Source organism: Sphingorhabdus sp. EL138 (assembly GCF_900258045.1).
GTDB lineage: Bacteria > Pseudomonadota > Alphaproteobacteria > Sphingomonadales > Sphingomonadaceae > Parasphingorhabdus.
The window spans coordinates 247,336-258,566 of the sequence record NZ_OGVD01000002.1; the positions used below are offsets into that span (position 1 = coordinate 247,336).

11 protein-coding genes are annotated in these 11,231 nt (G+C 54.7%); 5 read left to right on the forward strand and 6 right to left on the reverse strand.

All coding sequences use genetic code 11. From position 1 onward, the window contains the following. Positions 1-42 precede the first annotated feature (42 nt). Positions 43-813: an SDR family NAD(P)-dependent oxidoreductase gene (locus DK507_RS04600; RefSeq protein WP_109355189.1), complete on the forward strand. Its 771-nt coding sequence runs from the start codon at positions 43-45 to the stop codon at positions 811-813. Positions 814-821: 8 nt separating this feature from the next. Here DK507_RS04600 and DK507_RS04605 read toward each other — a convergent pair whose 3' ends face one another. From DK507_RS04605 to DK507_RS04625, 5 genes are all read right to left on the reverse strand, one after another. Beyond that, positions 822-1,784 (reverse strand): XdhC family protein, encoded by a 963-nt coding sequence (locus DK507_RS04605; protein ID WP_254054257.1) that lies wholly within the window; start codon positions 1,782-1,784, stop codon positions 822-824. Between the two features lie 64 nt (positions 1,785-1,848). Beyond that, entirely contained in the window at positions 1,849-2,622 is a 774-nt protein-coding gene (locus DK507_RS04610; protein WP_109355190.1) for an SDR family NAD(P)-dependent oxidoreductase, read from the reverse strand. 71 nt (positions 2,623-2,693) lie between these two features. Continuing rightward, positions 2,694-4,559: a hydantoinase B/oxoprolinase family protein gene (locus DK507_RS04615; RefSeq protein ID WP_109355193.1), complete on the reverse strand. Its 1,866-nt coding sequence runs from the start codon at positions 4,557-4,559 to the stop codon at positions 2,694-2,696. 1 nt (position 4,560) lies between these two features. Next, positions 4,561-6,618 (reverse strand): hydantoinase/oxoprolinase family protein, encoded by a 2,058-nt coding sequence (locus DK507_RS04620; RefSeq protein ID WP_109355197.1) that lies wholly within the window; start codon positions 6,616-6,618, stop codon positions 4,561-4,563. Positions 6,619-6,648: 30 nt separating this feature from the next. Then, on the reverse strand, positions 6,649-7,569 hold the full coding sequence (locus DK507_RS04625) for a hydroxymethylglutaryl-CoA lyase (RefSeq protein ID WP_109355198.1): 921 nt from the start codon (positions 7,567-7,569) through the stop codon (positions 6,649-6,651). A 63-nt stretch (positions 7,570-7,632) separates the two neighbouring features. Between DK507_RS04625 and DK507_RS04630 the strand changes: the two genes are divergently transcribed. After that, positions 7,633-8,814 (forward strand): CaiB/BaiF CoA-transferase family protein, encoded by a 1,182-nt coding sequence (locus tag DK507_RS04630; RefSeq protein ID WP_109355205.1) that lies wholly within the window; start codon positions 7,633-7,635, stop codon positions 8,812-8,814. A gap of 4 nt (positions 8,815-8,818) precedes the next feature. Here the strand turns inward: DK507_RS04630 and DK507_RS04635 are convergent, their stop codons facing one another. Next, entirely contained in the window at positions 8,819-9,466 is a 648-nt protein-coding gene (locus tag DK507_RS04635; RefSeq protein ID WP_109355206.1) for a GntR family transcriptional regulator, read from the reverse strand. 130 nt (positions 9,467-9,596) lie between these two features. On the opposite strand from DK507_RS04635, the gene DK507_RS04640 reads away from it, so the two are divergent. From DK507_RS04640 to DK507_RS04650, 3 genes are read left to right on the forward strand one after another with little or no spacing between them, the layout of a single operon-like run. After that, the gene (locus DK507_RS04640; RefSeq protein ID WP_109355207.1) at positions 9,597-10,349 is read left to right on the forward strand and encodes an aspartate/glutamate racemase family protein; all 753 of its coding nucleotides are present in this window, start codon (positions 9,597-9,599) and stop codon (positions 10,347-10,349) included. Continuing rightward, entirely contained in the window at positions 10,349-10,780 is a 432-nt protein-coding gene (locus DK507_RS04645; RefSeq protein ID WP_109355208.1) for a nuclear transport factor 2 family protein, read from the forward strand. Before DK507_RS04640 ends, DK507_RS04645 begins: the two co-directional genes overlap by 1 nt. Continuing rightward, complete coding sequence (locus tag DK507_RS04650) at positions 10,780-11,178, forward strand: nuclear transport factor 2 family protein (protein ID WP_109355209.1); 399 nt, start codon at positions 10,780-10,782, stop codon at positions 11,176-11,178. Before DK507_RS04645 ends, DK507_RS04650 begins: the two co-directional genes overlap by 1 nt. The last annotated feature ends 53 nt before the right edge of the window (positions 11,179-11,231 follow it).

Sequence of the window (11,231 nt, forward strand, 5' to 3'; positions counted from 1 at the left end):
GTCTAGAGCCTATTGTGATAACGCATAATCCAGAGGACAAATATGGACATTCCCTTCTCACTCGCCGGTCGGACCGCTTTGATCGCCGGGGCATCCTCCGGACTAGGCGCCCATTTCGCAGAACTATTTGGCGCAGCAGGGGCCAATGTTGTGCTGGGCGCACGCCGAACGGATCGAACGGCCGAAGTAGCAGATAAAATTGTGGCAGCCGGCGGCAATGCATTGGCGGTGCCTCTCGATGTGACGGATGAGGCGTCCGTCATCAGTGCCTATGATGCAGCAGAAGAAGAATATGGCATTGTGGATTCGATTGTTGCCAATGCCGGGTTCAGCGAGCCGGGGCGGGCAACCGAATTGCCGCTGGCTGATGTGCAGCGGCTGGTGAACACAAATTTCATGGGTGTCTATGCAGCCGCACGAGAAGGGGCAAAACGTCTGATCGTCAGCGGTAGCCGAGAGAAGGAAAACGGACGTATCACCATTGTCGGTTCCATTACTTCCCGACTGACCGCCAATGGCGACAGCGCCTATGCCGCAACCAAAGCAGGTGTGACCCATTTGGGACGCAATATGGCGCGCGAATGGGTGCGACAGGGGGTGAACGTGAACACCATCCATCCCGGCTATATCGCCACCGAAATTCAGGGCGACTGGTATCAGACCGCGGGTGGCAAGGCCCAGATTGCGGGATTCCATCGCCGCCGCTTGCAGGACATGGCGTCGCTTGATGCGATGATGCTCTATTTCTCATCCGATGTATCACGGTCGGTAACAGGCTCGGATATGGTCGTGGATGACGGCCAATCTCTTTGAGGCAGTCGCTATAACGCGATATTCCCATGGGTACGGCTGAAGCGGCTGTGATAGGTTTCGATAATCTCCGTTAGCGTGGACAGCGCCAGCGTCGCTGGATCACGCGTGGACGGGATGATCCCGATGGGCGCTTTCATGCGTTTTATGTCTTCGTCGCCGACGCCAATGGCGCTGAGCAAAGCCTTGCGGGTATCGTGAGTTTTGAAACTGCCCATCGCGCCGACGTAAAAGGCTGGAGAAGCCAGCGCCTGTTTCATCAGCTCTGCCTCCCAGTCATGGTCGTGAAAATAAAAGACACAGGCGGTCCATGGATCGGCCTGATAGAGATCGGTCGTCGCCGGTGTCTTGAGCAGACTGACGGTACCGCCCTGTTCGGTGACACGCACCATTATGTCTGCATCAGGCGTCAATATTTCGCAATCGAGTCCATAGGACGCAGTGAGATTGGCGAGATTCTCCACCACCGCGCCATGGCCGAGGATCACGATTTTTGCGGGAGGGACGTGATTGACATGAACCCATGATCCCGCGCTGATAACGGCTTGACCCTGTTCGGCTGGCGTACAGCTTAGCGCCCCTGTTTCGCGGTCCATGCTGATGGTGAAGGGATGTCGTTCCACGACTGCATTATGTAGTTCTGTTGCGGCCTGCGCATCTGGCAAGGGCGTAAAAAGCAGATCGATACCGCCACCACAGGGAAGGCGAATGTCGAGATAGGGCGAACCCGCGCCAAAGCGGACCTCGCGCGGTGCACCTGCGCTGATGCAGTCCACGGCTTCCGCGATCACCGCCGTTTCGATGCAACCGCCGGAAAAGGACCCCGCGGCACTTCCATCCGCTGCGACTGCCATATGCGCGCCGGGATTGCGGGTGGAGGCGCCTGTGACCGCCGTCAGCGTCACAAGGGTGCAGTCCAGACCGGTCTCGGTCTTGTCTTTCAGAAACTGGAATATCGGAAATATATTGTTCAAGCGCGTCGCAATCTATTGTTTGATAGATGCTAGCCCAGTTTGGCAGATACCTGCAATCTTTCGTTTATCGCCCTCCGGTCACGAACAGGCACTGGCCGGTCACCCAGCTAGCCGCCGGTGAAGCCATATAGATGACGGCTGCGGCGATATCGTCTTCCGTACCATAGCGTTGCAACGGGATGCCGATATGCTTGAGCAGCTTTTCCCGGTCCTCTTCGGATTTTACTCCCATGGATTCGTCAAAATTCTCGGTCGGTATCGGACCGGGGGCTACAGCGTTGACGCGGATTTTCGGGGCAAGTTCAAGGGACAAGGTGCTGGTAAGGCTGTTCACCGCCGCCTTGGAGGCGCCATAAGGACCGTTTTTGATCTGTCCGCCAAAGGATGCGCGGGATGAGGTGTTGATGATCACGCCGCCGTCATCCTGCATATGTTTGGCGGCGACAACAGCGCCCATCCAGACGCTTTTGAGGTTGAGGTCAATCTGTGCATCCCAGTTGGCCTCTGGTGTTTTGGTCAGATAGCGGGGCGTACCATCGGGCAGGCCGCCGGCATTGCTGACCCAGATTGTCAGTTTGCCCAGCTCTTCGACGGTCCGTTCGGCCAGATGTTCGAGCGCCACCATGTCGGTGACATCGGTGGCGACGGTTATCGCCCTGCGACCCAGCGCGCGGATCTCTTCCGCCACGGCTTCCAGATCACCCGCCGTTCGTGCGGCGAGCGCAACATCTGCGCCTGCCTCTGCCAGACCTAGCGCTATCGCGCGGCCAATGCCTTTGCCAGCGCCGGTGACAACCGCAACATCACCTTCCAGTTTGAAATTGTCCAAAATGCTCATGTGTAAAGCTCTCCCTTGCCGCCGTGATGATCGGCGGCAAGGGGGAAGTCCACTAGCAGAAGGATGGGTGGCTATGCGGCGGTTTGTCCCGGTTGCACGGGCGCGGGTAGGCCGGTTTCCTCCAGACAGTTGGTGCGCAGCGTTTCGATATCCGGTCCGAAGTTAAACGGGCTGTCGGTTTCGATGATCCGGTTTGCCATATCGGCGCGCAACCTTTCCGTTGCAGCTGTGTCAACTTTCCCGTCATCGGCGATGACCACGCCATATTCGCGCGCGCCATCAACCGTGACCAGTCCTTGGCGGATTTCCAGGGCTACCAGCTCGGGGTCGCGTTCCAGCGGGCTCCCCCATCCGCCGCCGCCCCAGGTGATGAAGTGCAACTGATCACCCTCTTCCACGGCAACTTCCTCCACTTTATTCCCGATGATGGTGCTGCTGCCATCCTCTTTCTCGAGGATTTTCCGCGCACGCTTGCCCGGCTCACCACCATTCACGCCCCATGGCGGAACGAACCAGCGGTCATCATGGATAGAGATCGTGCCGGATGCGAGGAAGCGATAGGTAAGGTAGATACCGTTACCACCGCGATGCAGCCCCGCTCCGCCGCTATCCGGTGCTGTCTCGTAGCGCTCAATCCGCAGCGGGAAATAGCGCTCCAGAAACTCGTTCGGCACATTGGTAAAGCCGGGCCATAGCGAATGCCCATCCGGTCCATCACCCAGCGGCCGTCCCGGAATGCCGCCAAAGCCGATTTGGAACAGCTGAAACCAGTCGCCTTTCTTGTCATTGCCGGAATAGAACAGATGTGGTGATGATGAGAAGCCCGCAGCATTGAGGAATTCCGGTGTCTTCTGGCCCAGCAATCCGCCGAGAATATCAAAAATCCGGCCCAGTGCATGGGTGCGGCCCGACAATGCTGCCGGGAATTTCGGTTTGAGCAGCGATCCTTCCGGAATCCGTACATCAATCAGATCATAGAAACCGTCATTGAACAGGATTTGCGGGTCGAAAACCATGATCATGTAGATGCCAAAGAACATCTTGAACATATTCTCATTGAGGAAAAAGTTGATCGAAGCCCCACTTTGCGGATCGGTTCCCTCGAAGTCGAGAATAACTCTGTCACCCTCTCGCCGCATGGTGCATTTGATCTTGTAAGGACCGGCACCAATGCCATCGTCACAAATATAGTCTTCAAAACTGACCGGCTCTTCACCAATTGCCTGACCAATAAGGGTTTTCATCGCCCTGTGATTGCGCGCCAGCAACTCTTGCGTTGCAGAAACGTAGACATCGTCACCAAATCGTTCTGCCATTTCGATGACGCGCCGGGCGGCTACGCGGCAGGATGCGATAATCGCGTTGAGATCCGCCTGACACCAATCCGGCTTGCGCGTCTGGTGCATGACAAGCTTCATCAGATCTTCGTTATATTCGCCCTTTTTCCAGATTTTCACCGGCGGAATACGCACGCCTTCTTCAAAGATGGACTTGGCGTCAATCGGCATGGAGCCGACAACCTTGCCGCCAATGTCAGATTGGTGTCCAAACATCGCGGTATATGCAATCAACCGACCATCCTTGAATATCGGCAGCAAAATCAGCCAGTCGTTATTGTGGCTAACCGCACCCTCGCAGCTATAGGGATCGGACAGGAATATCATGTCACCGTCTTCCAGCGTGCCGTCAAATTGCCGCAGGAAGCCATCGATAAAGCTGCCAAACTGACCAACAATCATTTTGCCGGTGTGATCGGCGATTAGCGGGAAAGCATCGCCCTGTTCCCTGATGCCGGGAGACATGGCCGTGCGAACCAGTGTCGCGTCCATTTCAATGCGCGCATTACGCAGGGCGTTTTCGATAATGTCGAGTGTAACCGGATCAATATCGATTTTCTCAAACGGCGTGTCATTGGTTTCAATGATTGTTGCAGGCATTTTATTGTCCCTCCGCCAGATTGATAAGGATATTGCCGACCGCATCGACTTCGCCGATACAGCCTGTTTCAATGAGGGTCGTCGAGTCCATCTCCACCACGATCGCCGGCCCAGTTATGACATCACCCTGTTTGAGTTTGGCGCGATCGTAAATTGCCCCGTCCTGTTCTGCGCCATCCATCCACAATTTATGATCGCGGATTTTGGCATCCGATGGGTCGCCATTGCCCTTTGGTAACTCGGCGGCTGGTAAATTGAGTGATTGCCCCAGAGCCACGGCGCGCAGGTTCACAATCTCATGCGGTGTATCCATGTTAAATGTGAAGAGGCGGTGATGCTCTTCGTCAAAGCGGGCCAAAATGCCGTTAATCCCATCGCGATCCAGCACTTCCGGTGTGATAGTCAATGGCACCTCGAAAGCCTGCCCGGCATAGCGGACATCGACTTCGAACTCGCTGGTAATGTCTGCCTCCGCAACGCCATCAGATAGCAATTCCGCACGGGTTTGATCGGCCATTTCCTTCAGGATCGCGATCAGCTCGGATGCTTTCGTCGTGGTTGCAAGGCGAGAGAAAGAGCGCGCCGTTTCTGTACGCATCCGCGTGGTTGCGTCGCCGAGCGCACAGAGTACACCGGGAGATACCGGCGATACCGCTGGCCAGCTGCCCATCAGCTTGGCAACCGCGTTAACGTGCAGTGGTCCTGCTCCGCCAAAACCCATGAGGGCGAAGTGGCGAGGATCATAGCCTTGTTGGACCGAGATCATTCGAAGTGCGCCGAACATATTTTCGTTTACAATATCGATTATGCCACGCGCAGCTGACATTAGGTCAATGCCCAGTGCATCGGCGATTTTTTGAACCGATTTCTTAGCACCTTCGCGGTCGAGTTGGAAAGAGCCGCCGAGCAAGTTTTCCGGCAAATATCCAAGAACAACATTGGCGTCTGTAACCGTCGGTTCTTCGCCGCCTTTGCCATAGGCGACCGGTCCCGGCACCGCGCCTGCGGATTGCGGACCAACGCGCAACGCTCCAGTCAGCTCTGGCACATAAGCAATCGAACCGCCGCCAGCGCCGACTGTTTTCACATCCAATGAAGAAGCGCGCACCGACAAATGGCCGACTTCGGTTGTTCGCACCCGCCTCGGTTCCAGATTTTCGATGAGCGCCACATCGGTTGAGGTGCCCCCAACATCCAGCGTCAGGATATTTTTAAGGCCCGCATTTTTTGCTACCCAGACAGCGCCGGTGACGCCGCCTGCCGGACCGGACATCAGAATGTTGACCGGATGCTCTTCTGCCTTTTGCGAAGACATCAGACCGCCGTCCGAGCGTAATAGCGAGAAGCGTCCTGCCATTCCGGCGTCAGCGAGCTTGGATCGGAGGTTTGAGACATAGTGGCCCACGACTGGCCGCACCGCTGCATTGGCAACCGTGGTCAAGGTCCGCTCATATTCCTGCATCTCAGGAAGCACTTCATGGCTTAGCGAATAGGGGACATCCGGCATTTCAGCCGCGACCATCTCGCCAATCCGGCTTTCGTGCGCGCCATTGGTATAGGCGTTCATTAGCGACACTGTGACGGCTTCCACACCCTGATTTTTCAGATGTGTGATGGCTTCGGAAACGCTGCTTTCATCCAGCCGGCGGACTTCGTTACCATCGGCATCCATGCGTTCTTTCACGGTCACAGTATCTTCCAGCGCCGCTAGCGGCTGTGGCTTTGGCCAGATAATCCAGGCAGCAAGACCACCGGGCACAAAGCTCCGCGCAATCTGCATGATATCGCGATAGCCCTCGGTGGTTATAAGGCCGACTTTTGCGCCTTTCCCTTCAAGAACTGCATTGGTGGCGACAGTTGTCCCGTGGAGAAAATATTCGATCTCGCTGGCTTGCACATCGGCATCGGTACAAATGGCGTTCACACCGTTCAAGATGCCTTCGGAGCTATCGTGGGGGGTGGACGGTGTTTTGGTGCGCCAGAATTGTCCGGTTTCATCATTGAACAGCAATAGATCGGTAAAGGTTCCCCCGACATCAACGCCTAGTCGATACCCCATATATCATTCTCTCTCTTGTAATTTATGCATTCAGGCTTCGGCTCTTGCGACAAGCGATGGCAACGGCCGTTTCATTATTGTTTCAAACCACTGGTTGGTGGCGATGGCTTTCGTTAAATCGACGCCATGCCCGATCGCGGAACGGTCGAGCAGGTTGATCAAGTCCTCGGTCGCTATGTTGCCGGTGGCGTTAGGAGCGAACGGGCAGCCACCGAGACCGCCAAGACTGGCATCGAGCGTAGAAACACCCGACCGGACCGCCGCCCAGGCATTTGCGATTCCAGTATTGCGCGTGTCATGAAAGTGCGCGCGCATCGCGATATGGTCGGGTAAAATTTCGCTGAGACGCCCGAACAAATCCTCGACCTGTCCGGGCACACCGACCCCGATTGTGTCGGCCAGCGCAATTTCGAGCGGTTCTTCCTCGGCCATTTCACTTGCGATATTCAGTACGGTCTCAGGCGGGACATGGCCTTCAAAGGGGCACCCAAAGGCGGCAGAGATCGTAACCTGCGCCTTTAAGCCTTCCCCCTTGGCAAAGCGGATCATTTCGCGATTCTCCCTTATGCCCTGTTCAATGGTCTGGCCCTGGTTCTTCTCACCGAAAGTATCGCTTGCGACGATCACGCAGCCGGCTTCATCAATTCCGCGCTTACCGCCTTCTTTCGTCGCAAGTCCGCGCAAGACGCCACGCTTGTTGAGGCACAGGCCGATATAGGACATGTCGTCACGATCAGGCAGGCCAGCGATAACGGCCTCGGCGTCGGCCATTTGCGGGACACGCTTGGGATGGACGAAGCTTGCGACCTCCATCCGGCGAATACCGGCGTCGATCATTTGGTTGATCAGGCCTAACTTGTCTGCGGTAGATATGATATCCGGCTCGTTCTGCAGTCCGTCACGCGGGCCGACTTCGACGATATCGACAGATATGGGGTTTTCATGTGCCATAGAAATTGTATACAATCCATATTGTGCTTTGTATAGCAAAAGCATCATGCAGGAGGTTTTTTAATGGCGCAAGGGGCACTGGCCGGGCTACGATTGATTGAAATGGGGCAGCTTATTGCCGGACCATTTTGCGGTCAGCTAATGGGTGATCATGGCGCGGAAGTAATCAAGATCGAACCCCCAAAGGTCGGTGATGCAATGCGCAGCTGGGGGCAGGGGATACCGCTGTGGTTCTCGGTCGTCGGGCGAAATAAAAAGTCGATCACGCTCAACCTGCGCGAAAAAGAAGGTCAGGAGATTGTAAAAAAACTGGTCGGGAAAAGTGACTTTCTGCTGGAAAATTTCCGCCCAGGCACGATGGAAAAATGGGGCCTGGGCTATGATCAGTTAAGCGCGATCAACGAAGCGCTGATCATGATCCGCGTCTCCGGCTATGGGCAGACAGGTCCTTATGCCTCGCGCGCAGGCTATGGTTCTATCGGAGAGGCAATGGGTGGTATGCGCTATATTGCCGGCGAACCCGACCGTCCGCCAAGTCGCGCCGGTTTGTCGATCGGTGATTCTCTGGCGGCAACCTATGCCTGTCTTGGCGCAATGATGGCGCTGCACCATCGGCATGTGACTGGCAAAGGCCAAGTCGTTGATTCGGCGATTTACGAAGCAGTTTTGGCCAATATGGAATCGACCGTCGCGGAATACACAGTTGCGGGTCATATTCGTGAAAGAACCGGTTCTATTCTGCCGAAAATAGCGCCATCCAACGTGTATGAGACCAAAGACGGAAGCGTCCTGATCGGCGGTAATCAGGATAGCGTCTGGAAACGCATGTCGGCGATGATGGGGCAGCCGGAACTGGGCGATGACCCTCGTTACGCCACCCATGTTGCGAGAGGTGAAAACCAGACTGAACTGGATGACCTGATCAACGTCTGGACACGGACTTTGACCAGTCAGGAAGTGCTGGACCTGTGCGAAGTGAATGGCGTTCCGGCGGGTAATATCTTCCGTGCGCCGGAAATGCTGGCGGACCCGCATTTTGAAGCGCGGGATGCATTGGTAAAAATGGATCACCCCCAGCATGAAAATTTCGTTATGCAGAATGTTGCGCCGAAATTGTCCGATACCCCTGGCGGCGTCGAAACGATCGGCCCTGACCTGGGGGGCCATAATGAAGCGATTTATGGAGAATTGCTGGGTATGGACAGCTCCAAGATCAGCGACCTTCGGGAACGTGGTATCATTTGAAGCATCAAGATTTCGGTGTTGCGGTAACACTAAATGAATGAAACGCCCTGCGAATGTGACTCGTCATAACCGATTTTGCCCAGTCGGCATCCTTGGCCGCAAAAGCAGCGATAAGCTCGTCATGATCAATAGCTGACTGATGAAGCTGTGTTTTTGAATATTGTTGGGCGGTCCGCCGAACCACCGGCTGTTCGACCAACGCCGGCATCAGCTTGCTCAGGCGCGGCGATTGCGCGCATTCCAATATCAGATCATGAAAGCGCCGATTCGCTTCAAGAAAGGCCGTTACGTCAGGTGGTGATTTTTTAATTGCCCGTTTGAGTTCATCGTTGATGCCGCGCAATGCGTTTAATGCATCGCCGTCAATCCGCCGCGCCGCACGAGCCGCTGCATGCGCCTCCAGCATCGCCCGAAGGGTGAACATCTCGTCGACCTCGCCTTCGGACCAATCCGCTACCGAAAGGCGTTTGGATGCGCTGCGGATAACCAGCATCTCGTTTTCCAGCCTGCGGACGGCATCTCTTACCGGCGTTCGCGAGACGCCCGAGATTTCAGACAGCTTTTCCTCCGTCAGTTGCATACCAGGCACTGCCTCTCCCTGCAGGATGAAGGAGCGTATTTTTTGATAAGCAGTTTCAGATGCGCGGCTCATATCTAACACATTACCTCAAATTTGTTTGCGGACAAGATGGCCAAACAAGATTGATAGTGGAAACCAATTTCTCCTTGACGGGTATGAATTGTATACAATAGAGGTTGCTGGGAGGGAATTGTCAATCGCTATGCCTGAAACATATCGTATAAAAGTCATCGTTCCGATCCCAATGGATGAAGCCGGTGTTGCTGCCCGCGCGGAACAATTGCCTGCTGATTTCGTCCGCGACGGATTTGCACCTGAATTTGTGGCGGTACCTTGGGGTGCAGCTTTGGGCGACAGCTATCATGATACCATGTTGATGGACTGGACTGTGTTTCAGGCTGGCATCAAAGCCGAAGAAGAAGGTTATGCCGGTGTCCTGATTGATACAGTTAGTGACAGTGGCATGAGAGCCTTGCGCTCTCGTCTTTCCATACCCGTCGTCGGTCCCGGGGAGGCGGCTTTTGCGGCTGCAATGATGTTGGGCAAGAAATTTACCGTGCTGACCATGTGGCCGGAATGGTTCCCGCTCTACGAGAAGACCTTGAACGAATATGGCTGGTGGGATCGTGTGGCTTCACTGCGATCCATAGATACGCGGCCCGACGTGACCGAATTGCTTGCTGGCAAAGAAGAGGTGATCTTCGACAAACTGAAGGCCGAAGCGACGGCAGCAATGGAAGAGGATGGCGCGGATGTGATCGTACTCGGTTCAACAACCATGCACCAGTCGGCAAAATATCTTGATGACAACATGCCGATCCCCGTCCTGAACCCCGGACAGGTCGCCTATAAATTTCTCGAAACGCTGATCGAACTTGGGCTCACCCACAGCAAAAAAGCGTTTCCGGCACCCGAAGTGCCCAAAGACGATGATATCAGAAAAGGATGGTATTAATGGCTGACTGGACCCCCGGTATGGCAGGACAAGTTCCGCTACCTTATCCCTTTTACGTCGATATCGTGACCAAGCGCTATTTCGACGGTGTCGATAACAAGAATATGACACAGGTTCTTAACTGTTTTGCACCAGACGCGATTTTGCATGAAGCGACATCCAATACGATTCATGAAGGTCGCGATGCCATCAGGGCTATGTTTGAAAAGCTGTTCACGGATTTTGAGTCCATTTGGCATGGCAACTTTGTTCATACCGCTGACCCCGATACCAATACGATCTGTTCGCAATTCACGGTATTGATCACGCCCAATGGTGGTGAACAGCTGCGTTATGAGAACTGCAACCGCTTCTATTGCAAGGACCGGCTGTTCCAGCATGTTTTCGTTTATATGAGCGGCGACAATCTGCTCAAAGAGGGAGACGCCTGATGCAGTATGAACCTGGCCCTTCTCGTGCAGAACTAATCGAATTTGCGACGAAAACCTATTTTGGCAATGTCGATGCGAAAGATATGGATGCTACGCTGGCGTGCTTCCACGATGAGGCCCTATTCTGCGTCCAGACCAGCTTTACGCGTCATGCAGGTAAGGCGGAAATCAAACGTATGTTTGAGGATTTTTTTGGTGCCTATGAAACCATTATTCACCGTGATTTTACCTGCACTGTTGACGAAGCCAATGGCCGGATCGCCGCCAGTTTTGTGGCCGAGCTGACGGACGCGGACGGTAATGTCACGTTGTTAAACAACACAAATTTCTGGCGCATGCGCGACGGAAAATTTCAGGAAGTCTATGTCTATATGAGCGGGGAGAATGTCCTCGTTTAACGTCAAAATGACGGGTCAAAAGGCCTGCATCTCATTCCATTCAGGGAAGGAAA

Coding starts and splice junctions, on each gene's coding strand:
- DK507_RS04600 (WP_109355189.1), top strand. CDS start 43: ATGGACATTCCCTTCTCACTCGCCGGTCGGACCGCTTTGATCGCCGGG.
- DK507_RS04610 (WP_109355190.1), bottom strand. CDS start 2,622: ATGAGCATTTTGGACAATTTCAAACTGGAAGGTGATGTTGCGGTTGTC.
- DK507_RS04615 (WP_109355193.1), bottom strand. CDS start 4,559: ATGCCTGCAACAATCATTGAAACCAATGACACGCCGTTTGAGAAAATC.
- DK507_RS04620 (WP_109355197.1), bottom strand. CDS start 6,618: ATGGGGTATCGACTAGGCGTTGATGTCGGGGGAACCTTTACCGATCTA.
- DK507_RS04625 (WP_109355198.1), bottom strand. CDS start 7,569: ATGGCACATGAAAACCCCATATCTGTCGATATCGTCGAAGTCGGCCCG.
- DK507_RS04630 (WP_109355205.1), top strand. CDS start 7,633: ATGGCGCAAGGGGCACTGGCCGGGCTACGATTGATTGAAATGGGGCAG.
- DK507_RS04635 (WP_109355206.1), bottom strand. CDS start 9,466: ATGAGCCGCGCATCTGAAACTGCTTATCAAAAAATACGCTCCTTCATC.
- DK507_RS04640 (WP_109355207.1), top strand. CDS start 9,597: ATGCCTGAAACATATCGTATAAAAGTCATCGTTCCGATCCCAATGGAT.
- DK507_RS04645 (WP_109355208.1), top strand. CDS start 10,349: ATGGCTGACTGGACCCCCGGTATGGCAGGACAAGTTCCGCTACCTTAT.
- DK507_RS04650 (WP_109355209.1), top strand. CDS start 10,780: ATGCAGTATGAACCTGGCCCTTCTCGTGCAGAACTAATCGAATTTGCG.